This window comes from Marinobacter salexigens (assembly GCF_018860765.1).
Lineage (GTDB): Bacteria > Pseudomonadota > Gammaproteobacteria > Pseudomonadales > Oleiphilaceae > Marinobacter > Marinobacter salexigens_A.
Genome location: NZ_JAHKPV010000006.1, coordinates 108749 through 132701, shown reverse-complemented (window position 1 = coordinate 132701; position 23953 = coordinate 108749). Strand labels below are relative to the sequence as shown.

Here is a 23953-nt window from a genome sequence, read left to right as displayed (position 1 = left end):
GAAAGCGCCACCACACCTGCCGTAGCAGGCTCCAATTCTCAGAAGCCTGCGCCCAAACAAATTAACCACGATTGCCCAAACTGTTATTTAAACAAGGAGACAACCAAATGGCCCTGATTTCGATGCGGCAGATGCTGGACCACGCCGCCGAGCATGGTTACGGTGTGCCAGCCTTTAACGTAAACAATCTGGAACAGATGCGCGCCATCATGGAAGCCGCCGACAAAACCGACTCCCCGGTGATTGTTCAGGCCTCTGCCGGTGCCCGTAAATACGCCGGAGCTCCCTTCCTGCGCCACCTGATCCTCGCGGCCATTGAAGAATGGCCACACATCCCGGTGGTCATGCACCAAGACCACGGCACCAGCCCCGCAGTGTGCCAACGCTCCATTCAATTGGGCTTCAGCTCCGTCATGATGGACGGCTCGCTGGGTGAAGACGGCAAAACGCCGATGGATTATGACTACAACGTAGACGTAACCCGCCGCACCGTAGAAATGGCCCACGCCTGTGGCGTATCCGTAGAAGGCGAGCTGGGTTGCTTGGGCTCTCTGGAAACCGGTCAGGCCGGTGAAGAAGACGGCATTGGCGCTGAAGGTACTCTGGACATGAGCCAAATGCTCACCGACCCAGAAGAAGCCGCCGACTTCGTGAAAAAGACCCACGTAGACGCCTTAGCCATCGCCATCGGCACCAGCCACGGTGCCTACAAGTTCACCCGCCCACCCACGGGCGACATCCTAGCCATCGAACAGATCAAAGCCATCCACAAACGCATTCCAGACACCCATCTAGTTATGCACGGCTCCAGCTCTGTACCCCAGGAGTGGTTGAAGATCATCAACGAATACGGCGGTGAAATTCCCGAAACCTACGGCGTACCGGTTGAGGAAATTGTAGAAGGCATCAAGCACGGTGTGCGCAAAGTAAACATCGACACCGACCTTCGCCTCGCCAGCACCGGCGCAGTGCGCCGCTTCCTAGCCCAAAACCCGGCCGAATTCGACCCACGCAAATTCCTGCAGGCTACCATGGTAGCTATGACAGATATTTGCGTAGCTCGTTACGAAGCGTTTGGTTGTGCTGGCAATGCAAGCAAGATCAAACCGATCAATCTGGATCGTATGTTTGAGCGTTATGTTTCTGGTGAGTTGGATCCGAAGGTTAAGTAAGACTGCAGTACCGCAGCCCTGGGCACCTCGCCCCGGGCTGTGACTTTCCCTCCGAGCTCATTCCTCCATATTCCGCACGTTTACTTGGCTGCGCACAGGATTCGCCAGCGCTCACTTTGAGGAAATTGGTAATATGTGGGTTCGAGTTGTAGTAGCGATTATTTTGATTGGCGGTTTTTCCATTGCTTGGAAAATATATGACCGTATTCCTGTTCAGGTTGTTGGTCAACAGCATGCATCCGGTAGTGTGCATATAGGGGAACAGGAGTTTTTTGAGGGTCTGGCTGCAACGACCGGCCTGCCGCTTGAAATTAATTACACGCCCGTTGATACCCTGGGATTCAAAGACACTCATCAGCTAATCATGTTGAGAGAAGGTGCACTTGATCTGGTTTCTCTGCGTTTTTTTCAGAATGCCTGGTCTGAGCCTGCACTGCTCGGCGTGGATCTGCTCGGCGTGGATCTGTTCGGCGGAACGGTCGATATTGAGACCTCCTACGCGGTCATGCAAACCTATGCTCCGGCACTCGATCGTCGACTGCAGGACCGCTTTAATGTGAAATTACTGGGTATGTGGCCGTTCGGTCCTCAGGTTTTTTTCTGCCGAACACCGGTTGAGTCCTTGCAAGATTTCGAGGGGCTGAGGATACGAGTGGGCAATGAAACCTTCTCTCCTCTTATAGAATATTTTGGTGCGTCACCTGTCATTATGGCGTTTGAGGACGTTCAAATGGGCCTGCGCCGTGAGTTGATCGATTGCGCTGTTAGTAGCGCAGCTTCGGCGAATGCGGCCGGTTGGCCGAAGTACTCAACCCACCTTTTCCGGCTGAGTACGCAGTTGGGGATCAATGGCTATGTCATTAATTTGAATCTCTGGAATCGCTTGTCGAGTCATCAGAAGGAGAGACTGGAGCATGCCTTTAAAGCCTATGTGGACTCCATATGGGCATCTGTTGAGCAGCTTCATGTCCAGTTTTCAGCGTGCAATACTGGCCAGCCTTGCCGTGAGGGCACGTCTTATAACCTGATTGATGTTGAGCCGGGTGAGCAGGACTATCAATTGCTGCGTCAGGCTTTTAAAGAGGCCGTCTTTCCAAGATGGGCTGAGCATTGTGACCAGCTTTACCCTGGTTGCTCTGCCGAGTGGCGTGAACTGGTAGAACCCGTTCTTATGAGAAAGGCAGGAGTTAATCAGTGAGAGAGCCGGTTAAAACCCCCTGGTTACAAAGGACAAAACTCCCGCTCAGCATGGTCGGTGCGCTAAGCTCATTGATACTGGCCCTGAATTTCAGTCTGGACCTTCTGTCTTTGCTCGACATACAGCGGGAACACCAGCTTTTACTATTGATTCTGCTTATTTGTCTGGCGGCCTGGGCTCTGGTGGAGGTGATGGTGTTGCACCTTCAGCGAAGCCCGGGTGAGCCTCCCCTGAATTCACTTAAAACTTTGCTGATAGTTCAGCTAGCTGTCCAGTGCGCGCGACTAGCATTGTTTTTCATGGGAGGCTCGGTCACGGTCGATAAGACATACGGAATCAGGGTGGTAGAGCTTGGTCTGGTTTTCGTGTTTTTGCCCGTATATTTGGTGGTGTTTCTACTGGTAGGCCGCGCTTTGGTCTCAAACTACATCGTTGAAATCAAGTCTGCCTACCGGAAGTTGCAGAAGTCCAGTCTCACACTGGCGAAGCTGGCAACCACAGACCCGCTTACAGGCGCTTTCAATCGACGACATTTTCAAGAGAGGGTGGATGTTGAGGTTTCGCGTACGCTGCGTCATGGAACGCCTCTCTCATTGATAATATTCGATATTGATTACTTCAAGAAAATTAATGATCGCTTTGGTCACCACGGTGGTGATGAGGTTTTAGTTCGGCTTACTGAGTTGACCCTTCAAAACCTGAGATCCAGTGATGTTCTGGCTCGCTGGGGAGGGGAGGAATTCATCATCTTGTTACCTCAGTGCGATGCCGAAGAAGCGCAAAAAGTCGCTGAAAAATTGCGCCTGTCGATTGCTGAACAGGTTTTTGGTCAGGTCGGGAACATTACCTGCAGTTTCGGAGTTGCGGAAGTTTCGCCCGGAGATCTTCCGGACAGTTGGGTTAACAGAGCCGATCAGGCTCTCTATCAGGCTAAGAACAGTGGCCGCAATACTGTTTGTGTTGCTGATCTACGTCAGGGGTAAGGTGTTTTCAGGCTTTGGAGGATGTAAGACGCCGGCGCTGTATGTCGTTTTTGGCCCAAAACCCGGCAGAATTCAGCCCGCGTAAATTCCTTCAGGCCACTATAATCAAGCCAAACAACCTTGATTCTCCTCAGCACTCCTTTCCCTCAAAATGACAAAGCTTTGCAAAACGCAAAGAAAAGTCGCTTACAGATGAGCTAATGTAGTTTACTACATGCTATGGATGCACTGACGGTTAAGGACAACGGCCCATGATCTCTTCAGCACTAATGCAGCCCCTTCTTCGCAACGCCTGGCATTTGCGCCCCTCTACTCTGTTGGGCCCTGCTTTGCCGTGCGTGATGGTTGCTGCTTAATATCCTGACCCAAGGTGGCTGGGCCAGCGGGAGGGAACAATTCGTGGTGTTATGGCTATTTCATGCAAGACCAAGTTAACGAAGCAGAGAACTCATGAAGTATGGGAGAACTTCTTAACTTACATGGACCGCACGTCGCCAGTCTTACCTGAGCCTGAATAGTAGTCGTTTGACGGCGTACATACTGCGATATTATGCGCGAAAATCATCAGAAAAATGAGGCCAGAAAATTGAAAACATTTTATCTCTTGTTAATTTTAGTATTTTCTTCTTTTGGTGCAGCGGCAGAAATATACAAATGGGTAGATGAGAATGGAAAGATTCATTTTGGTGACCGACGACCAACCAATCAAGTTTCGGATCAAGTTAAGTTAAAGATAAATACCTATGAAAGTGTGTCGTATGACATGTCTACTTTTGATGTTGGCGAGAAAGTTATCATGTATTCGGCCAGTTGGTGTGGATTTTGTAAAAAGGCGCGCCAGTACTTTGAGAAGAATGATATAGACTATGTTGAATACGATATTGAAAAAAATAAATCAGCAAAAAGAGCTTATGATAAGTTGAACGCTACAGGTGTCCCGGTAATTTTGGTTGGTAAGGAACGAATGAATGGGTTCAGTGTGGCTGGTTTTAGGCGAATTTATGAGCAATAGCATAATAAATTAATCCAGCGGGAACTGGGTCTGTCGTAGTACGATATTGATCATCCGTTCATGCCGCTTTCTGGTGATTTTCCGCTAAGATGCTAGTGGCAAATTCTGCATAGCTTTTGACCGTTGGCGGGGTGCGCCACAAAGGGAGATGCAAAGCTGAGGCAACTGTGAACCAAGGGGGGTGCCTGTGAAGCCCGAAATAGAATCTAAATTTGCCACCTACCCGATAGAGGCTCAACGGCAGCTCGAAAATGTTCGCGGCCTAATTCTAGCTGTCGCCGCAGAAAACGCTTTAGGTGCAGTTGAAGAGGCTCTCAAGTGGGGTGAAGCCAGCTATCTTGTAAAAGGTGGTAGCACGATTCGAATGGACTGGAAGCCAAAAGATCCAGGTGTCATTAAAGTATATTTTCACTGCCAGACCATCTTGGTCGAGACCTTCAAGGAGATCTACCCTGATGAATTCGAATATGAGGGGAAAAGAGCTATTGTTATTCCTCTTGGAGCCTCCGTTGGGGGCGGGCCACTAAGCCACTGTCTGCAAATGGCACTGAAGTATCATAGTTTAAAACACCTCCCTCTACTTGGGTCTTGAGGTAGTGGGACCACGTAACAAAGGTATTAAATTCCGGCCCGAGGGGCCGCTACCGGATGCCCTTGTCAGGGTACCGTTTATTGTTGGCGTTAAAGGTTCAGTGATGAGTGAAGCTATACCATTACATTCCAATCATCCCCTAGTCGGTAGCTGGCAGGCTGCAGATGATTTCTCAGATATGGTTGTATCAATCGTCGCCGTTGCCGAAGGATTTAGCGTCTCGGTCACTGATCAAACTGATGGTGAGGTCGCAGAGGTATTCGAACCGCAATACGACGGTAATGTGCTTTCGTTCAGCGCGCACTGGCCTTCAAATGGCAGGTTTATAAAATACCGCTTTCTGCTGCAATCTGAAGGCACAGTAGGTGTTACATACACCTACAGCGGGCAGGAAGTATGGCAGCGGAAATTAACTTAACACATATAGGCCTTCACGGAATCAATAGTCATCTTTTTGCCCGCGCTAGCCCTATCAGCTATGTTGCCGAGGTGAGTTCTTGTGTGGATACCCGCCTGGTCTGGAGTGAAAATCCCGCACGGTCACACCAAACTCTTCGAGTGTGGAGCGCAACAATGCGGGATCTGTCTCCGCTTCTGCATACTGAGCACCAGCGCGGGCCGAGATGTGTCCGTTAAGGCCTAAAATTCTATCCACCTGAATCAGTGCTCCTACTGCGGTTAAATGTGTCTGTCCTTCCGGGTCGTCAACCTCCAGTCGTCTGTAAGCGTCACTGCTGTCGCTCTCTCGTCCGACTACTTCTATCGATATGCGATGGTGATCTCCAGTTCCAGGGTTGTAGAGTATCGCGCGGCGTAAAAACGTGAATTGGTCACCGCTTATGGCTCGCCAGATTCCACTGCGAATCAGCATTTTCAGTAACCGGGTTGCTATCACACTGCTAAACGCAATGCGGGTGGAAACTGAATTAGCACCAGTTATTGCGGGTAACGTCAGTTGGTCTGGAGCATCGAAGCGGTAAACAGCAACATCTCCCAGCTCTTGGAAGTGTGCCAAGCGTTCATCGGTGAATGACTTTTTCTGTTTACGCAGCCCCCCTTCCATCACTTCGAAGGGTAACTCCAGTCTGTCCATGTACTCTGCTGAATTGGGTCCCGCTTTGTCGTTCATACCATAGAGCACATCGATAGTAATGGAGTCGGTCACCATATCCATACTGGCTCCACGCGCCAGAGTGGCCGCCACCGCCGCCATCCAGGACGAAGCAAAAACGACAGGTGAGGTTAGGGAAGACATTGACTGTAGTGCGGGCAACACGGCCACGGTATGACGTACCCGTTCCGTCCAGCGCGTGATGTCGAGATAGGGGATGTTTCGCCGCAAACAAGACGAAAGCAATTTGTCGCCAGAATCATTTGTCAGCGACACCACTAAATGTGGCGTTTCTTGTACGTTTGCTAATGGATCCGAATCGTCTGTGTTCAGGGTTATCGCCGAGGCATTGGGTAAGGTGCTAACTAGCATCTGGGCACGCTCCAAAGAACGACCACCGATGATTAGATGATTATTCGGGTGACGCTGGCTAAGCATAGTGGCGAGTTGTGTGCCGACAATGCCGTACCCTCCGGCTAGCAAAACTGAATCAGGCATGGCATTCTCCTTTTAGGTCTTGTGACCAATTAAAATCTAATATTAGGTATGCTGACCTAATTTTTCAATGTGTTTTTTCTACCGGGTAGAGGCCATGGTCACGAATAGCCAGACGAGCAAAACACCCCTAAGTCCAAAGGGGCGCAAACGTCGCGAAGAAATTCTAGAAGCTGCGGGGAATATTCTTGAGGAGGAAGGGTACGCGGGGTTTTATACGCGGAGTATCGCCGCAAGGCTGGGTATCCGATTGTCTAATGTGCAGTACTACTTCCCCACCCGGGAGTCTCTTCTGGAGGCGCTGTTCCATCATGCTCTTGAAGCCGCCGCAATGGAGCTTGAGAAGCCGGCCCAGAGAGGCGGTCTAACACCTCTCATCCGCTTCATCTTGGCGGATCAACAATCTCCGCGCAGTTGTCGAATGTTCTGGGAATTATGGGCAATAGCTGGGCGCGAACCGGAAGCCTACTCTGTCATGTCTCATTATTACATTGCGTACCGGGATGCCCTTGCAACAGCCATAGCCATGGAGGCGCCGCAACTGGAGTCCGATATGCTCAAAAAGCGTGCGTTGCTGGTTATGTCGCTACTGGAAGGGGTGTCACTGTTCAGAGGGGAGCGCAGAAAATTCTCAGGCGTGGGCCAAGGGTTTGATGACGATATCATCCAAGCTGTCTACGCGCTGACCTTGGGGGCAGCCTCCCCAACAATACCCGAGACTTCTTGATCGCTAAATGTTGGGCTGTGCGCCCGCTAGGAACTTGTCGCAAGACTCATGCGCCTCCTTTTGCCTCCATCTCTTGTGTGAAGTGCGATATTCTATTTATAAACAGCTAAATAATAATCGTGACTGAGCTTGCTTATGGATGTTAGCACCGAACCGAAAACAGGTTTAATCGAATCAGGATACTCGGTTAGCGGGTGCTTATTCTGGGGTGTAACCTTGACCCTGTTGGCTTTGTTGCTGGCCGGCGCTTGGTACCTTCTGCGTTACCGCCGTGCTATGAATGCGCAAAATTTGTTAGTACAAGAGTTGCGTGAGGGCGCGGATTCTTTCCGTTATCTTGTTGAAAATGCGCACGAAGGGATTGCCGTGGTGCAAAATACGCGGCTGGTATACCTGAACCCGCGCATGTGTGAAATGAGCGGGTATGATGAAGCTGAGCTCAAAGCGCTGCCGTCTTTCATGCCTCTCATCCATCCATCTGCACGGGATGAAATGATGGCTAATTATCAGCGCCGTATAGCAGGGAAGGGAGCACCGCATCGTTACGAAAGCCTCTTTCTACGCAAGGATGGCACCAGCTACCCTATTGAAATAAGTGGCGCAGCGATTGTTTGGGGTGGGCAGCCAGCAACTCTGAACATGCTTTCTGATATTTCAGACCGTAAGGCGGCTGAAGAAAAGATTCTGTATCTGGCTCACCACGACAGCCTCACTGGCCTCGTTAATCGCTCAGTGCTGAATGAGCGAATCAAGCAAACCATTGGCTTGGCGCAGCGCAGTAAAGATCCGTTTGCCGTGTTATTCATCGACCTTAATGCCTTTAAGCAAGTAAATGATACCTACGGGCACGAGGCGGGCGACGCTCTGCTGCAGCACGTGGCTCAACGCATCAAACAGCAACTGAGAGACACCGATACCTTTGCCCGTATTGGCGGGGATGAGTTTGTAGTTTTGCTGGCTCAAACAAAAGGCAGCCTAGGCGTGAAGCAAACCATGGCCCGCATTGAAGCGGCTATGGCTGAGCCATTTCAGATTCAGCATCACAATGTGCATTGCCATGTGAGTCAAGGTGCGGCGCTATACCCTGAAGATGGAGCATCGGTACAAGCGTTGTTGAGCAAAGCTGATAGAAACATGTATGCGAATAAATGCAGCTACTACGAAAACAATAACTCTAATCCTCCAGCATGATGTCGGTCTTGCGCCGAGTGAATAGACAATAATACGAACGCAACTGGTTGGGCCCCCTTGAGGCTTCCCCATTCGAAGCGTACGTTGAGCAGTAAGAATAACGTTACCAAATAAAGGAAGAACACATGACCAAGGAATTCAGAAAACCCGGCCCCGGTGAGCGCTTTCAGCAGATCGGTTACCTGCTCAAGAACACAGTCACGATCATCGGCCGCGATACCGATATTGTAGGTCCGTTTCTGCGAACGGCCATCTACGCGGCGGTAATGGTCACGACATTTTTTGGCGGTATCGCCGCTATTACGCTGGGCGCGGGCGGCACAGGTACCCTTTTGTTGCTCGCCGCCTTTGCGTTGTTTGTTTACAAGTATTTCTACTACACCCGGCAAGACATGGCTCAGAGTTGGTTGGTAGCCGAGACGGTTCGCGGGCGCGATGCAGTGCCCGGTGACGGCCGAAAACGGGTGCTCGGTGTTAAGTCTCAAGCCCGAATTTTGGGCTGGGTATCGATGGGCTTTGCCTTCATCAGTTCTCGTGCCGCCAATGGCGAAGGCGGCGGCCTGTCGGCGATGGTCAGCCGTGTTCTGTTGTCTGCGCTCTCCGAGGTATGGGATCTCGCCAAACATTTTTTAACGCCTGCAGTAGCGATTGATGAATGTGGCCTACGCGATGGCGTGGAGCGCATGAAGAGCCTGAAGAATTCGGTTCCGGAGACTCTGGTTGGCGTGTTCGGTATTGATATCGCTGGCGGCGCTGCCGGTATGTTGATCGCTCCGGTGTATGTGGTATTGGTCATGATTGCGATCGCGCTCGGCTTTGCTGTGGGCGATGCTATTCCCGCATTTTATGCTGGTGATATGAGGGATATGTTGGGCGCCAGCACGCCATCGTGGCTGGGCGGCAGCGCTTTGTCATTTAGCTGGCTACCGCTGTTGATCGCGCTGTGGTTGAGTAAACTGTTAGGTGCCATTTTGGCGCGGGTTGTAGGTTCCGCGAAAACGATCTACTTCACTTTGTTCTATATGCGCATCACCCACAGCGACGAGATCGCGCCAGACATTCGCAAAGAGCTTGATACCTATCTACGTATTGAGAGCAAGCCAGCTGCAGAAAACACGGCAACACAAGCTTAACACCGTGTTCTATAGCGCTTTAAAAGCGAGCTGCGACAGGCGCTAGTTCAATGTGTGTCCTGGCTCAGGGTCATAACGCCCGATTGCTGGGAGAAATTAAGCTGTCCAAGCACGCTCATGCCCAGCAACACCATGTCCGGGTCCATGGCAGGGTTTATGGTGCCGGGTACGTTTTTGAATGTGATGTCGCCCAAACGAAGTTCCTCGATGGTTGTATTCCACACATTTACTGTGCCTGCCGCAGTGCGCGCAAAGCTTGGCAACCCTCGGGTAAGGCCCGCTTTTTGGGCGATGGATTCTGAGACTGTCACGGTTGTAGCGCCGGTATCCAGAATGAAAGTGACGCTTTGGTTGTTGATGGTGCCTCTCGCCAGATAATGGCCCTGACGGTTGGCCTGAAGCTCAATTTCTGTGGCGGTGCCGCGGGTGTGGCTGATCAGTTGCTGATTGGGGTTGGTTTTGTGGGAGTCCCAATTTCCGAATAAGTACGCCGCAGCGGCGAGCAACACAACCCAAAAAGCAGCGAAGAACAGAAGGTATCGGATCTCGGGTTTGATGGTGCCTGATTTACTCATTCCATTCCTTGTTACGGTTCTTTCTATAGATTGTACGGATTCTAACCTATTCGGAGCGCCCATCATCGAAAATAGGGACGAAGAGCGTCAGCTGGTTTTATGCGGATGAATGAAATAATACCAATGAGCAGGTTGTTTGGACGGAGGCAAGAACTCGGACATGGATGCTAGAATGCCCGCCGTTATTACCCATCACTGGAGCAAAAACAGTATGAGCACGGCCCCCGCATTCTACCCCATCGGTACGTCTGGCATTCCTTGGGGCGAGGTTGAGCGCGCTGAGTGGTTGTCGCGACAGTCTCGTCAACGTAGCTACGAGTCTGAGGTGCTGAGTGTGATTGAACGCTTAAGGTCTCGCTTTGACGTGGAACAGTATGGGCATCTGGGTTGCGGCGCTGAGAGCTACCCACTGATGGCGATTCGCAGCTGCGACTGGCGTGACGACCTACCGGTAGTGATAATTACAGGCGGCGTGCACGGCTATGAAACCAGTGGTGTCCACGGCGCATTGCAGTTTGCTGATCGGCATGCGGAGGATTACGCCGGTCGTGTCAATTTGTTGGTTGCGCCCTGTGTTAGCCCTTGGGCGTATGAGCGCATCCACCGGTGGAACGCCAACGCAGTCGATCCTAACCGTTCATTCCGGCAGGACGGTGCTGCTGAAGAGTCATTGGCACTTATGCGGTTGGTGGAGCCGGTTCGTGATCGTGCATTGATGCACATGGACCTGCACGAAACCACCGATACGGATGAAAGCGAGTTTCGGCCCGCTCTGGCGGCACGCGACGGCAAGCCGTTTGAGCCGTGTGAGATTCCCGATGGCTTTTATTTGGTTGATGACAGTGATAACCCGCATACGGAGTTTCAGCAGGCGGTGATTGAGGCTGTAGAGAAAGTTACTCATATCGCGCCGGCTGACGCAAATGGCGAGGTTCTTGGCTCGCCGATAGTAGCGCGGGGTGTAATACAGTATCCGCTCAAACAGTTGGGTCTATGCGCCGGAATCACCAGCGCACCCTATAGAACCACCACTGAAGTGTATCCCGACAGCACTCGTGCAACGCCTGAGCAATGCAACGCCGCGCAGGTGGCCGCAGTGTGTGCGGGAATCGACTATGCGTTGGCCAACCCCGCTTAGGTTTTTGCAGTTACGCCGGTTTTCCCTCATCAATAAACTGCTGAACTTCTTCCAGGGGGATGTGGTCACTGGTATCGCGCCCGTACCAGACCTTCGCGATCCGCCCGTCTTCGGTTATAAGAAAATCGGCGGGAACGATTTTGATGTGCGGGTTGTTACTAGGACGCCCGCCTTTGAATAGTCCTTTTATGATTCGTGGAAGCTTGAATAACAGCGCTTTGATAAGCGCCTTAGACGAGTGCTGAATGCCGTACCGGTTGTAAATTTCCAAGTCTGGATCGGCTAGCATGGTAAACGGTCTAGGGTGTTTGGCCACGAAGCGTCGAACCTGCTCGGAGGTATCGCTGAATACCGCGACAATTTCCAGATTTTGCTCATGCCAGTGTTTGTAATTTTGCGTTAACTCGTACACTCGCAAATTGCAAAACGGACAGCCTGCATCGCGAAAAAACGACAAGATAACGCGCTTGCCAACATGGTCGCTAAGCTGGAAAGGCTTGCCGTAAATATCCTTGGTCTGAAAGTCGATTCCCTGACACGGGGCAGTGAGCTGCATAGTTATCTCCTGTAGGCATTTTCAGCAAAGCGCGTTTGATTGGGTAGCACGCTGATCATACGTGGTACAAACGCAAACGGATGCAAACGCAGTATAATCAGCTATCAGTGCGCCATATTCTGGCTCAGGGGCGACCAGCTTGTTGAGCAGCCTGAATAACCTTCTCGCCTATCAAACCTTCGTAGCTGGCCCATAGTGGTTGCATGGCCGTTTGCCAGACGGTCAGCTCATCGGCTTTAGGCTTGAATACAGAGATGCCCTTCATCCTGCCCAGCTCTATCTTGTCGTTAGCGCTTTTAGCTTTGGCCACGGCGTTACCGTATTTCAGAGACATCTCCAAGGCGAAGCGGAATGCACGGCGATCCTCTTCGCTTAACCCGCCCCAAAAATCTGAGTTCGTGATCAACATATAATCCAGCACGCCGTGGTTGGAGATCATCATGTAGGGTTGGTGTTCGTAGAACGCCTGAGAAAAAATGTTAGACCAAGTGTTTTCTTGGCCTTGAATGCTCCGGTTGGCGAGCGACTCATAAACCTTGGAAAATGCCATGGGAACGGCTTCGGCGCTCAGCAATTCGAACTGCTTGATGAGCACATCCGAGTTCATGGTGCGAAAACGCAGACCCGCCAAATCTTCTGGTTTGGTGAATGGGCGGTCGGCTGTCAGCTGCTTGAGGCCGTTATGCAAGTAACCGAGCCCAAGGATGCCCTGACTTTTCATGCTGGACAGTAGCGCCTGCCCGGTCGGGCTTTTCTGGAAACGATTTACTGCATTCATGTCTGGAAAGAGAAAGGGTAGGTCGAAAACTTTCAGTTGCTGGGTATAGCTTTCGAACTTGGACAGTGATGGCGCAGCAAAATGAATGCGGCCGTCGGCGATGGCGCTGACCGCTTCGTCGTCGTCCATTAGGCTGGCATTAGAATGTATGACTATCTCGTATCGATCGCCTAGTTTTTTCTCAATTATCGATTTGAACATCTCTGCCATCTTACCCTTTGGCGTATCGGGCGAGACAACATGGGAGAGAATCAGTTGTTGTGGTGCGGCCCACAAGAGCATGGGCAATAAGAAGGCAATCAACCCCAGCAGAGAGGGGAGGGTACGACGGTTCATTTATGTGCTTCCTTTATATTGTTAGTTGTCTGCCGGTAACTCCCACTTTTGCGGGGCAATAGTAGATCTCAGGCCATCGTGGCCAAATATTGTTGCGGTGAAATTCATTCGAGCCCTGTGTAGGGTTGTTCGCGATTGTAATACTAAAGCCAGCTCAAGTGTCAGAGGGAATGAGTGGCGAAACTCCGGAGGTGCTTGGTACCCTCCATTGCATACTGTACCAGCCAACAACAACGGGCGGCTCAAATAATTGTGTTTGATTTTTGTAGCCAGCGTCGAAGTGACATCAGTGGCATACGGTGTCTTGTTTCACGGTTCTAATCTGGACGCTGCTTATTGCGGCGGGTATTTTTTTAGCCTTAAACGTAAGGCTAGGCGGGGCGCTGTGCCCAGCTCTTCGTAAGAATAATCAAAGGAGATAAACCTGTGCGTTTGCGGATACTGTCGGATTTGCATGTTGAGTGTTTTCGAGAAGGTCGCGACCTGCCTGATGTTGCCGCGGATGTGGTTATTCTGGCCGGAGATATCCACAAGACAGCGGAAGGTCTTGCCTGGGCAGCGGATCAGTTTGTTGGGCAGGAGATCATCTACGTGCCGGGGAATCATGAATTCTACGGAGCGAGTATGCCCGATATGCGTGATGCATTGCGCGCCGAAGCCCAGCGCTTGGGAATACACCTGCTTGATAACGACACGGTAACCCTCGGTGGCGTGCGCTTCTATGGCACTACCTTGTGGACAGACTTTGACCTCTACACCGGCCAGCCGGATTATGACCCGCTGCAGACCGAAAGACGCGCTCTCGCGTTTATGCCCGATTTTCGGATTATTGAGCAGCCCGCAGGCGAGGTGTTCACGACTGTGGAGAGCCAGAGGTTGCATGCAGAAGCCATAGCATGGCTTGAGACAGCGCTAGCCGAGCCCTTCTCCGGGCCGCGAGTAGTGATTAGTCATCATGCGCCCTTGTCAGAGTGTATTCCGCCAAAGTATCAGGGAGACTCTTTATCGCCCGCCTTCGCTTCCAACCTGCAGGGGATGATGGGGAAGATGGATCTGTGGGTTCACGGACACGTTCATGAGCCCGTTGACCTTCAGGTTGAAGGCACTCGCGTATTCGCCAATCCCGGTGCCTATCCGAACGAATATGAGCCACCGCTGTTTGTTCCAGACAAGATTGTTGAGGTATAAGTCCATATAAATACAACGAGAATATAAAGAATATGCGTGATGTCGGAGCAAGGCGACGCAGTGCTGTTACTGCCATTTTTGTCATCGGCTGGGTTTCGATTGCCAGCGCCGATGAAGCCTGCCTGACATCCGCGCAGTCAGAACTCGAACGTCTCTACTGCGAGGTTGTCGAACTCGGTGGTGGTGCAGGTTTGCCCTCTCAGGTGGACTTCAACCGAAATGATAAAAATGTACAGGCACTGTTGTTGCGGCAGCCAGCTAAGCGTTTTGGCCTCACATTGCCCGATGTTTCGGCCAGCCCTGAACTCCAATCTAAACCCCAATCTAAATCTAAGCCGACTACGCAGCTTCGGAAACCTGTGAATGAGCCGGTCTCTGAGCCGCCCATTGCCCAAAGGTTGGCTGGATGCCAGTTGAGAGGCGAGGGCATCCAATGTTCTGAGGTGGTCTATGAGTTGGTTGGCAATCGCACACTGGCCTCATTGGATGATGGCGTGCTGGAGCCGAGTAACCGCCTTGGAATCCTGCCTTTTGATGGCGCACGTAGCGACGACGAAGCTGTGCGGTCTTATCTCTCGGTGGCCTATGATCGCTATATCCCCAAAATGCTGGCCATTGGCCTAGGCGCAAACACCATGAGCTTCACGGCGTTTCACAACGCCTTTCATACCCTCGAACGCGGCGGCGTGGATTTTTCCGAGCGTATGGAGCGGGCCTACGAATTACTCAAACAGGATCGAAGAACCCTGAGTGTAAAAACCGGCAAGCATGATGATTTACCAGAAAACTTGTCGTTGTGTGACACCATCAATCGCGATGTCATTGTGTGCGATAACGTTGGAACCAACTGGGTGTTTGTTCGAACACATTAATAGACTCTGCGTAACCTTGAGAAAATCGTTAAACTTGAACGAGTTTTCCTACTATTCAGGGTGTTATGTCAGACCTTTCTCTCATTCAGTATGTTCTTATCGCGCTGATTTTCATCTGGAGTGGCTTTGTGCGCTCTGGGCTGGGCTTTGGCGGCGCAGTGTTGTCGTTACCATTTTTGCTGCTGGTGAAAGACGACCCGCTAGTTTTCTTGCCCATCATTGCGGTGCACCTGTTGGTGTTTTCATCTCTGACCATTTGGATGAACAATCGCGGCAACCGTAAGAGTAGAGATGGCGCGGGTGGCGAGAAACTAACCGGGTTTGGACCGGATGCGTCTGCAAAGATGCAAGAAGGCACGGTTGATTGGACTTATCTATGGCGAATGCTCGGCATTATGCTGGTGCCCAAGCTGATTGGCGTGTTCGGCCTGTTTACGCTGCCACCCAATGTATTGAGTGCGATCATTTTTGTGATTGTTGCGATTTACTCGGTGTCGTACATCCTGAATAGGCCTTTCCGCAGTAATAGCAAAGCCGTAGACGTGGCCCTGTTGATGATCGGTGGCTATATCAGCGGCACCTCGTTGATTGGTGCGCCGTTAATTATTGCCGTCGCGGCACAGCATGTGGCGCGAGAGAAGCTGCGCGACACGCTGTTTGGCCTTTGGTTTATTCTAGTATTTATCAAGCTCGCAGCCTTCATATGGGTGGGGCTTGATTTGCAGCTTATCCATCACCTGTGGCTACTGCCGTGCGCGGCCATAGGGCACATGATCGGGCTGCGCTTTCACGACGGTATTCTGAAAGCAGAAACACCGGTGTTTTTCCGTATGCTGGGGATAGTATTGCTGGCGGTTAGTAGTGTGGGCATGGTTAGTGTATTGATTTAGGGGCGTATTTTGAGGGGGGAAATCTAAGATGATTACCCCCTCAACCAATTTACTGAATAGGCGCCGAGTTAATTGGCACTGCCAATTAGCCTGCATGCCCTACCTAGCATAGAGGCATCTACATAGGTGTGGTTAGTTCCAGCGGCATATCGTGGCAGCGGCGTGATTGAAACTCGGAAACTCAAGATTTTTGAATACAACCACCTCCTCAGATGTGCTTAGGTCGCAGTTCAATGTCCCTAACTTCTCGGTAATTGCTCGGTATGGACCTGCTTCACCAGTCAAGTACCAAAGCAAGTATTTCTCGCCTTCGTAGACCAAACCGATGACTTGGCGAATTCTCGTTTCGTCGAAGAGCTGCCCTGGGCGTCTGGATTTGATGATTTTTTCAGGAAAACTGAACTGGCCGTTAGAGTCAGTTCGGGTTGTTTCTCCATAATTTTTGTCGTAATCGAGACTTCGGTATACCTCAACGTTTTCCAGAGGAACTCCGTTATTGCGGACACTTCCGTGTACCGTCGGGGAGAGGTGAACATCGTATTTCTTAAAAAATTTCGTTATCAGATCAAACATACCTGCATTAGCCTCGTGAGGAATAACAATGCTTGCGAGAAACGGCAAAGCTATAGCGGGAGGGAGAAGCAACGAGTGTGACCAGACACGAACAGCCCACCACCCACCACAACCAAAATACTACGGCGCTTTAGCCAATGTTGGTCGACCCGAGTGCTTCTTCGGTCAGTCACACCAATCCTATGGTTAATAAAAGGAAAACTAGGTCGCCAAGACAGGCGACCTTTCGATCTGTTCGCGGCTGCTGTTGATCAGGTTTCACAGTTCTTTGAGAGCCTGCTTCACAACGCGGTAAAGCACGTTTGTGGTTTGGTCAAACACCCATTTGATAAATTGGTAAGTGAGGCTCACAACATCGACGGTCAACTTCCCCGCGAACACAAGCATATGTCCCAGCAATCCTGCAGTCTGCTCGGCAAAGCGAACAGACGCCTTGGCGACTTCCTCCAACGTGCGAGCAACTAAATCGTAAAAGGTAAGGGTGGTCCCGATACCAGCTTGAACAAGAACGGTATGATAGTACCCCGCATCCTTCAGCAGCGTGATTAACGCCGCACTGATCTTGTCGGCCCACAAGGTGCTAAAAGAGGCTTGATAGCGGTCTTGGTATTTTAACCGGACGGGTTGATTGAGAAAGCTGTTAGAGCTCTTCTGTAAGCCGTCCCAGTCGTCGCTTTCCGCTGTGTTTCGATAGCCCGGGTTTGCTTTTTTCCCCATGCCATGAGCGTGCCTGCAGATACCTTGAGCCCCGTCCAGACGGAACTCGTTGCCATTGTTCGGCGCATGGGCGAATGGCCAGAGAGGAACTTTTGGTACCGGGTCTGCACCATGGGTGCAGCGGTATATTTTTTCGCACCCGAACGTCGATTTTTCGGCAAAACCGTTCAGGCCAACGCGCGGTGCTCCAAACGTATACAGCTTTACAGAGCGGTGATACCGTATGCGAACCCATTCTGCTGCCAATCCGGCCAATGCTCCACCCAGACTGTGGCCAACGCAATGCACTGTGCCATGACCTGTTTTGCTGATTCTTGGCGTTAGAATTCGATCCAGTGCAGGCTTCATGCTTTCGAATGTCTCGTTGAAGCCTGCGTGAACCGTTGATCCGTTGTGGCCTACTGACATTCCGACATTGCCATTGGTGAGCCAGTCTTGCGTGGTATGGGTTCCACGTACCGCAATTACATGGTCGTTTTTGAACGCAGTATTTTTGCCTTCACCAACTAGAGCAAAGCCGGAGGATTTCTGGAATAGCCCGAAAAAGCCACCTGAAACACCGTGGATAGGGCCGTTGGAGAGGTCGAAAGTGAAGTGCTTGACGGTGTCCATGCCAGCCGTTGCCAGTCGATAGTGGCCTTTGGGATTTGCCTCCCTTATCTGATAAGCCAATTCGGCCAACTCAGAAGCAATTCTCGGGGATAGTGTTGCCATATAAATTCCTTTTATATGTGTCCATGCTTGTATTTGATGTTAGTCCCAGCGGCATATACTGAAAGCGGCGTGGGAAAAGCTAGGGTGTTCGTAATTGCTGAATGCAAACTCCATTTCAGGTGTGGTCAGATCACAATTTAGCGCCGCTAACTTCTCGGCAACCGCTCGGTGCGGCCCAAATTCATCGGTTAAGTACCAAAGCAAGTATTTCTCACCTTCATAAACCAAACCGATGACTTGGCGAATTCTTGTTTCGTCAAAGAGTTGCCCCGGGCGTCTGGATTTGATGACTTTTTCTGGAAAGCTGAACTGGCCGTTAGAGTCCGTTCGGGTTGTTTCTCCATAATTTTTGTCGTAATCGAGACTTCGATATACCTCGACGTTTTCCAGAGGTACTCCATTATTGCGGACACTTCCGTGCACCTCCGGGGAGAGGTGAACATCGTATTTCTTAAAAAATTGCGTTATCAGATCAAACATACCTGCATTGGCCTCATGAGGAATAACCATGCCTGCAAGAAACAGCAAAGCTATAGCGGGAGGGAGAAGCAACGAGTGTGATTTTATCGACATGCTTACTACCAGTGGTGAACGCCTTAATCTATGTATAGTCGGCGTGGTGCTCGGCAAGGTGCTGGCTTTTCAGTACATAGGAGCAGAGTATTTCGCGAATGGGTGCGAAAGCACAGAGCATAGGGGAGAGGGATTTCGGGCAGTCCATTGGCAACATATCCTATGTTGAATTTCGCCACGCTTGGGGGCGGGCCATCCTTGAAAAGCACGTCAGATGTGCTCCGAAAACATTAAGCTACTTGAGCAAAGATCTCAAGGGGCTGGGCGGTTTTTCGAGAACGATGACTTCAAATGGTGTTCTTATTTCGCTCGAAGTAGCTTGGATTGTTAATCAGCCCACTGCCAAGGCGGCGAATCGAGCAACCCCTGTCCTTGAATGATTGTTTCACCAAGCTCTTTATTCAGGGCGATGGAGTTGCAGTCGGCGTGTTTTTCTAACGTGGCGACTAAGCGGGGTGCATGGGAAACCACCCATACTTGTGTCTCGCGCGAGGCACGGATAATCAGGCGGCCCAGTGCGGGAAGCAAATCCGGGTGTAGGCTGGTTTCTGGTTCGTTTAACACAAGCAGGGAAGGGGGGCGGGGCGTTAGCAAGGCTGCTACCAACAGCAGGTAGCGCAGTGTGCCATCTGAAAGTTCAGCTTGGTTTAAGGGGCGCAAAAGCCCGTCTTGCAGAAACTGCAACACGAAGCGGTTGCCTGCGTCTGCGGTAAAGTTAATCGTGGCGCCCGGAAATGCATCCTCGATTGCGTGGTATAGCGCCTCTCTGTCGCCAATCTCGTAGATGGTTCGAAGGGCGGCAACCAAGCTATGGCCGTCATGATCAAGTACTGGCGTGCGTGTGCCTATCTGTGGTGTGCGAATGACGGATTGCGGGTCGGTTCTGAACTGATCGTAGAAGCGCCAATTGCGGATGGTTTGGCGAACGGCATGCACCTCGGGCACGGCTACCGGGTCGCTGATTTCGTTCAAGATGCTTTCGTACGAATTAAGGTGCGCGTTATACACCTCCCACGTTCGGCCGGAGCGTACTTTCACCACGGGGCCTACGCGGTCGATCAAGCAGCTACTGGGTCTGCAAACATCGCCAACCCAAATGCACTCGCGTTTTATCTCTGGGTCGAACTGAAACATGGAAGGCTCTTGGTAGCCCGCAAACCCCTGCGGTGCTGGCATCCCAAGCGATATGGCGTAACCGAAGTCTTCGCCTACAAAACCTAATCTCAGGCGAGGGTTTTGTTTTTTGGCGGAGCCTTGAACGGGTGCAGAACCCTCCCTCATGCCTTTGGTGAGTTGATCCGGCCCGGCCCAGAATGTGTAATCCAGACCGCCCTCTTGAGCGATCGATGAGATAAGGTTGCCTTTCGCGGTTTCTGCGAGTAGCCGCAACGATTTATACAGGTTGGACTTACCGCAGCCGTTAGGCCCGGTAACCACGTTTAGGCCCGAAAGGGGAGAGACAATGTTCTTTAAACTGCGGTAGTTGGATACTGCAAATGCTTTGATCATAGACCCACCTTCTACCCCTTCCGCGCTAATCTTTCCAGCGCCATCAATGTATCGGTGTAATTCACAAACCGGTTTAGATACGAAGGTGACAGCTTCTGCATTTCTGCCATTGCCCGGCTTACCAACCGGTGTGCGTTTATGGGACCTGCATCTTGGGGTACTTCCTCAATGGCATGGCGAATACGCTCTTGGAGGGCTTGCTCGCCACGGCCTGCATTTACTCTGGCCATGGCTTTCAGAGGCTTTTGCGTGTTGGCAGGTACAACGTGTTGTGAAGCTTTCGAGCCATCACCTGACACTCCAAAAATCAACTGTTCTAGCGTTGACTGGGGCGCTGTTGCTAGCACATCCGGGGCTTGGTTCAGTTTGTCTAGCAGGGTTGATAGCGGTGACGGAGGGCTCGTTTCAAAGGCCTGCGAAAGCTCTGCTGACGACTTGTGAGCAGCTGTATAGTCTGCGATAGCCTGTTCCAGCTTTTGCCAATGCCGCGTGTGTTGCAGGCCTCTGGTTTGAAGTCGCAACGCTAGGGCTTCCAGATAGCGGAAGCGGACTGGCGCTAGTTGGTCTGCGCCGCAGCGCCTGAGAGCGTCGATTTTCGGGTGCAAGGGGGCAGTCTCAACCGAGGTGGCCATCAGTTCTCTGCCTTCTCGCTTTTGCTTGCTGCTTCCGGTGCTAAAGGTACGGTACTGATTTCCACCCGCCGGTTTTGAGCTCGGGATTCCGCATCTATGTTGGGCACAGCAGGGTGGTGCGGGCCAAACGCGGCAGCGAATACGCGGTCGTTGGGTAGCCCAAGCTCCATTAGTGTTCGAGTGACCGTTAGCGCCCGTTGGGCCGACAGGCCCCAGTTGTCCTGATATCGGTTGCCGCTGTGCATGGGCAGATCATCGGTGAAACCGCTGATCATCAGGAGTTCTTCGTGCTGGGCGAGATAGGTTTGCAGTGGAGCTATTAGCGCTTCGAGCACCTCCACACCATCTGCCTGTAACTGATCCGAGTTCAGCTCAAACAGTACGTTGCCGCTGATGCCAATGCGGCCGTTCTGAAAGGTAACTAAGCCTTTGGTAAGTGGATCTTCAAGCGCTTGCTCCAGAGCAATACGCCGCTGCTCTTCGGCTTCGCGCTTAGCTTTTTCCTCTTCCAGTGATTGGCTGAGCTCCACCTGAACGCCGATCACCCACACTAAGATCAGCACCAAAATGCCCACCAGAGCGGCCATCAGGTCTGAGAAAATCGCCCAAATTGGCGTAGATTGCTGTTCGCCGTCTTCCAGATAGTCCATTAGCTGGCTCCGCTGGTCTCGGCGTGATTGGTGATCAGGGCCGAGGCCGCGTCAATCACATCCTTCTGGGAGCTAACGGAGAGATCGATTACCTCACGGGCTTGTGCAACGTAATAGGCCAGTTGCTCATCGTGGCGGCTCCCGGCGTTATCCAGTGCTTTTTGGATGTTGGCTAGGCTTTCCTGAAGCTGGGTATTGGAAGTGCTGAACAGCTCCACCGCTTGTAAGAAGGCTTCGCTAAGTGCGCCCACTTCCTGACTGCTGCCGGTAATGTCTTCGCCCAGTTTTCCGAGCTGTTGGCTTTGCTCCTGAATCAGAACATTGAAGCGTTCGCTGATCCCGGTGAGGGTGTCCCCTGCGCCAGTGATCAGAGAGTACACTGCTTGGCGCTGGCTGTCGGCATTGCTGCGTTGGGATTCGAGCAGGCTGTCGAGTTCTTGCACCAGCCGTTGACGCTCTTCCAGTAATTGGTTTTCCCGTTCGCTGTTACGTGCCATCTCGTCTTGCAGCTTGGAAATCACTTGAGCGGCGGCTTTCGGGGTTTCCGAGGCGGTTTCTATCAAACGGGTCATGGGGGCTTCCAGTCCGGAGCCCAGTTCGTTTAGGTGCTTGGTGACCGTAGCTTCGAGTTGAATCAATCGTTCGTTGGCAGCGCTGCCCTGAGCCGCTTCTTGCTCGTGCAGTTTAGAGAGCTGCTCGCTGATGCGTGTAATGAGCGCATCCAGACCTTGTTGCTGATGGGTGGCAAGCTTGGCGCTTTCGTCCCGGAAGTGGGCTTGGTATTCCTGCAAGGTACTTTGCAGATTATGTATTAGTTTTTCTGCGGTTTGCTGTTGTTGATCAAAACCCATTTGCCAACGTTCACCTGCCTCGTGGCTGGTTTTCTGGAACATGTTTGTGAGGTCGGCCAGCTGCTGATTGGCGGTCGCAGACCAGCTTTCATGTAGCTCTCCGGCATGGGACTGAAGAGTTGCCATGGCTTCCGCCACGATCGGCTCTATGCGTTCGGCGGTAATGCGAGAGCTGGATTCCAGAGCTTTCTCTAGGGACTGAGCAACAGAGTCCGCCAGACTCCGGTAATGCGTGCCCACGGTGCTGTGAAATTCCTGCTGGTTTCGGGTTAGGGACTGCTCCAGTTGCTGGCCAAGCTGCTCCATGCGGGCTGTCATGGATTCCATGGCTGTGGCCATTTGGGGTAGAGCAGTGGCTTGGGATTCCAGTGCTTTGAAAGCTTGCTGGCGTTGGTAGTCTGCCGACAAGTGGTGTAACCGTTGGCGTAAGGTTTTATCCAGCTGGCGTGATACCTGTAAGCGTTCGCGGCGGCTTAAGGTGGAAGCGAGACCCAACATGGCGGAGGCTGCCACACCGGCAATAGACGTACCAAAGGCCAGACTCAACCCAGCAATGGGAGCCGCAAGAGCGCCACGGATTACGCTAAGATCGGTGCTGCCGTCCAGAGCTGAGGCGGCGCCGCTTAGGGTTACGATCATGCCTGCAAAGGTTCCCAGCAAACCGAGCATCACCAGCAGCCCGACCAGATACGGTGTTAGTTGCGGGCTGGGCAGTGCTGCAACGTGTCCATCAACTCGCTTCTGTACCGCAAACTGAACCTGCTCCGGCAGGCCAGAAAGCCAGTCTTCAAGTTGCTCGCGGCTCTGCGGAATACTGCTAAGCCGATCGGCAAGCTGTCGGGTAGTGCGACGGAACCCCATCAACTCGATAAAGCCCAATCCGTATACACACGCAATAATACCCGTCACTGAAAGGGCGAGAAGGTCTGAACCTAGAAAGCGTTGGCCTATCCAAGCCACAACGGCCAGGCCTATGGCAAACGCGAGAAAAAAGAAAAGTCTGCTCATGGAGAGTTCGTTACCTCGTTTTGGCAAGCTTCAAGCAGCCCCAATACCGGCTCCAGCCGAACATCCAGTTCAGCGAGTAAAAGATTCTGCGCTTCTTCGCAGTAACGGTGGAGCCCGTTATATGGGGTGCAGCTGGTATCGTGTGCTAGCGATTGAAACCGCTGTTCCAGCACTTTGGGAATGTGGGAGAAACATTGGCCGGTGTACCCGGCCATGGCGTGATCAAACGTTGCATCCAATTCTGCCAGCCGGGCCAGAGTTTGGCTGTGATCCTTCATCGCTTTTCGGGTTTTGTCCCGAAGCTGGCGGCTAACGGCGATGACTTTGCGTTGCAGCGTTAGCCATGAGTTCAGGTAGTGCTCGAACTCCACGCAGTCGGTGGGCTCAAGGTCATCACTATAGGTCTTGATTTTGCGTATCAGCGCTTGGCGACTAGTGGCCAGTTCCTGAATGACACGATCAAAGACAGCCCTCTGATCCATGCCGGTTTGGCGCGCGCGAAACGCGATGGCTGAATCTAGAACCAGAGTGTCGGAAAGCCCAAACAGGCGCCCCAGCCGTTCTCCGCAACAGGGGAGAGGGCCGTCAGTAACCGGTGCTCCAGATTGGGCTAGCAGCTGCAGCAATCTTTGCTGCGAAGTTCCGGCAGAGAGTGAGGGTATTTGAGTCATCGAATAATCGCGCACAGGTTGGATACCAGTGATAATCCCGAGCTTTCAGGGGCGACTATTCTAAAGGGTATACAGGGCGATTGATAATGACATACTCGACAGGGCTGG

The 23953-nt window shown here is 51.9% G+C and carries 25 protein-coding genes; 13 read left to right on the top strand and 12 right to left on the bottom strand.

Going from position 1 to position 23953, the window contains the following annotated elements:
- Positions 1-107: 107 nt before the first annotated feature.
- The 6 genes from fba (at position 108) to KO508_RS06175 (ending at position 5375) form a co-directional block, all read left to right on the top strand.
- Positions 108-1172 carry a class II fructose-bisphosphate aldolase gene (gene fba / locus KO508_RS06200; protein WP_216007484.1) on the top strand — a complete coding sequence of 355 codons (1065 nt, stop codon included), beginning with the start codon at positions 108-110 and terminating at the stop codon, positions 1170-1172.
- A 163-nt stretch (positions 1173-1335) separates the two neighbouring features.
- Positions 1336-2370 (top strand): TRAP transporter substrate-binding protein DctP, encoded by a 1035-nt coding sequence (dctP, locus tag KO508_RS06195; protein ID WP_216007483.1) that lies wholly within the window; start codon positions 1336-1338, stop codon positions 2368-2370.
- Complete coding sequence (locus tag KO508_RS06190; protein WP_216007482.1) at positions 2367-3353, top strand: GGDEF domain-containing protein; 987 nt, start codon at positions 2367-2369, stop codon at positions 3351-3353. Before dctP ends, KO508_RS06190 begins: the two co-directional genes overlap by 4 nt.
- A gap of 550 nt (positions 3354-3903) precedes the next feature.
- Entirely contained in the window at positions 3904-4365 is a 462-nt protein-coding gene (locus tag KO508_RS06185; RefSeq protein ID WP_216007481.1) for a glutaredoxin domain-containing protein, read from the top strand.
- A 187-nt stretch (positions 4366-4552) separates the two neighbouring features.
- A complete protein-coding gene (locus tag KO508_RS06180; RefSeq protein ID WP_216007480.1) occupies positions 4553-4957 on the top strand; it encodes a DUF1801 domain-containing protein in 405 nt (134 codons plus the stop codon).
- A 103-nt stretch (positions 4958-5060) separates the two neighbouring features.
- Entirely contained in the window at positions 5061-5375 is a 315-nt protein-coding gene (locus tag KO508_RS06175) for a hypothetical protein (protein WP_216007479.1), read from the top strand.
- 54 nt (positions 5376-5429) lie between these two features.
- Here the strand turns inward: KO508_RS06175 and KO508_RS06170 are convergent, their stop codons facing one another.
- Positions 5430-6566 carry a saccharopine dehydrogenase NADP-binding domain-containing protein gene (locus tag KO508_RS06170; protein ID WP_216007478.1) on the bottom strand — a complete coding sequence of 379 codons (1137 nt, stop codon included), beginning with the start codon at positions 6564-6566 and terminating at the stop codon, positions 5430-5432.
- A gap of 94 nt (positions 6567-6660) precedes the next feature.
- On the opposite strand from KO508_RS06170, the gene KO508_RS06165 reads away from it, so the two are divergent.
- The 3 genes from KO508_RS06165 to KO508_RS06155 all read left to right on the top strand — a co-directional run bounded on the left by KO508_RS06165 (position 6661) and on the right by KO508_RS06155 (position 9614).
- Complete coding sequence (locus KO508_RS06165) at positions 6661-7290, top strand: TetR/AcrR family transcriptional regulator (RefSeq protein ID WP_216007477.1); 630 nt, start codon at positions 6661-6663, stop codon at positions 7288-7290.
- Positions 7291-7425: 135 nt separating this feature from the next.
- Positions 7426-8481: a diguanylate cyclase domain-containing protein gene (locus KO508_RS06160; RefSeq protein ID WP_216007476.1), complete on the top strand. Its 1056-nt coding sequence runs from the start codon at positions 7426-7428 to the stop codon at positions 8479-8481.
- A gap of 125 nt (positions 8482-8606) precedes the next feature.
- Entirely contained in the window at positions 8607-9614 is a 1008-nt protein-coding gene (locus KO508_RS06155; RefSeq protein ID WP_216007475.1) for a hypothetical protein, read from the top strand.
- 47 nt (positions 9615-9661) lie between these two features.
- Here KO508_RS06155 and KO508_RS06150 read toward each other — a convergent pair whose 3' ends face one another.
- The gene (locus tag KO508_RS06150; protein ID WP_216007474.1) at positions 9662-10189 is read right to left on the bottom strand and encodes a retropepsin-like aspartic protease family protein; all 528 of its coding nucleotides are present in this window, start codon (positions 10187-10189) and stop codon (positions 9662-9664) included.
- A 211-nt stretch (positions 10190-10400) separates the two neighbouring features.
- Here KO508_RS06150 and KO508_RS06145 point away from each other — a divergent pair, with 211 nt between their 5' ends.
- Positions 10401-11327: a M14 family metallopeptidase gene (locus tag KO508_RS06145; RefSeq protein ID WP_216007473.1), complete on the top strand. Its 927-nt coding sequence runs from the start codon at positions 10401-10403 to the stop codon at positions 11325-11327.
- Between the two features lie 10 nt (positions 11328-11337).
- Here the strand turns inward: KO508_RS06145 and KO508_RS06140 are convergent, their stop codons facing one another.
- Both KO508_RS06140 and KO508_RS06135 read right to left on the bottom strand, forming a co-directional pair.
- The gene (locus tag KO508_RS06140; RefSeq protein ID WP_216007472.1) at positions 11338-11883 is read right to left on the bottom strand and encodes a peroxiredoxin family protein; all 546 of its coding nucleotides are present in this window, start codon (positions 11881-11883) and stop codon (positions 11338-11340) included.
- A gap of 124 nt (positions 11884-12007) precedes the next feature.
- Positions 12008-12997, bottom strand: coding sequence for a DctP family TRAP transporter solute-binding subunit (locus tag KO508_RS06135; protein WP_216007471.1), 990 nt, complete (start codon positions 12995-12997; stop codon positions 12008-12010).
- Between the two features lie 426 nt (positions 12998-13423).
- Between KO508_RS06135 and KO508_RS06130 the strand changes: the two genes are divergently transcribed.
- From KO508_RS06130 to KO508_RS06120, 3 genes are all read left to right on the top strand, one after another.
- Complete coding sequence (locus KO508_RS06130; protein ID WP_216007470.1) at positions 13424-14185, top strand: metallophosphoesterase family protein; 762 nt, start codon at positions 13424-13426, stop codon at positions 14183-14185.
- A 32-nt stretch (positions 14186-14217) separates the two neighbouring features.
- Entirely contained in the window at positions 14218-15057 is an 840-nt protein-coding gene (locus KO508_RS06125) for a hypothetical protein (RefSeq protein ID WP_252737948.1), read from the top strand.
- 65 nt (positions 15058-15122) lie between these two features.
- On the top strand, positions 15123-15947 hold the full coding sequence (locus KO508_RS06120; RefSeq protein WP_216007469.1) for a TSUP family transporter: 825 nt from the start codon (positions 15123-15125) through the stop codon (positions 15945-15947).
- A gap of 132 nt (positions 15948-16079) precedes the next feature.
- Here the strand turns inward: KO508_RS06120 and KO508_RS06115 are convergent, their stop codons facing one another.
- The 8 genes from KO508_RS06115 to KO508_RS06080 all read right to left on the bottom strand — a co-directional run bounded on the left by KO508_RS06115 (position 16080) and on the right by KO508_RS06080 (position 23845).
- Positions 16080-16520 carry a carboxypeptidase-like regulatory domain-containing protein gene (locus tag KO508_RS06115; protein WP_216007468.1) on the bottom strand — a complete coding sequence of 147 codons (441 nt, stop codon included), beginning with the start codon at positions 16518-16520 and terminating at the stop codon, positions 16080-16082.
- A gap of 258 nt (positions 16521-16778) precedes the next feature.
- Positions 16779-17951, bottom strand: coding sequence for a lipase family protein (locus KO508_RS06110; RefSeq protein ID WP_216007467.1), 1173 nt, complete (start codon positions 17949-17951; stop codon positions 16779-16781).
- 39 nt (positions 17952-17990) lie between these two features.
- A complete protein-coding gene (locus tag KO508_RS06105) occupies positions 17991-18524 on the bottom strand; it encodes a carboxypeptidase-like regulatory domain-containing protein (RefSeq protein ID WP_252737947.1) in 534 nt (177 codons plus the stop codon).
- A 327-nt stretch (positions 18525-18851) separates the two neighbouring features.
- Positions 18852-20033 (bottom strand): AAA family ATPase, encoded by a 1182-nt coding sequence (locus KO508_RS06100; protein ID WP_216007466.1) that lies wholly within the window; start codon positions 20031-20033, stop codon positions 18852-18854.
- Between the two features lie 11 nt (positions 20034-20044).
- Positions 20045-20665, bottom strand: a complete 621-nt coding sequence (locus KO508_RS06095; RefSeq protein WP_216007465.1) for a DUF2894 domain-containing protein — start codon at positions 20663-20665, stop codon at positions 20045-20047.
- Positions 20665-21315 carry an OmpA family protein gene (locus KO508_RS06090; protein WP_216007464.1) on the bottom strand — a complete coding sequence of 217 codons (651 nt, stop codon included), beginning with the start codon at positions 21313-21315 and terminating at the stop codon, positions 20665-20667. Before KO508_RS06090 ends, KO508_RS06095 begins: the two co-directional genes overlap by 1 nt.
- On the bottom strand, positions 21315-23174 hold the full coding sequence (locus KO508_RS06085; RefSeq protein WP_216007463.1) for a DUF802 domain-containing protein: 1860 nt from the start codon (positions 23172-23174) through the stop codon (positions 21315-21317). The genes KO508_RS06090 and KO508_RS06085 overlap by 1 nt, the downstream gene beginning before the upstream one ends.
- A complete protein-coding gene (locus KO508_RS06080; RefSeq protein ID WP_216007462.1) occupies positions 23171-23845 on the bottom strand; it encodes a DUF3348 family protein in 675 nt (224 codons plus the stop codon). Before KO508_RS06080 ends, KO508_RS06085 begins: the two co-directional genes overlap by 4 nt.
- Between the last annotated feature and the right edge of the window lie 108 nt (positions 23846-23953).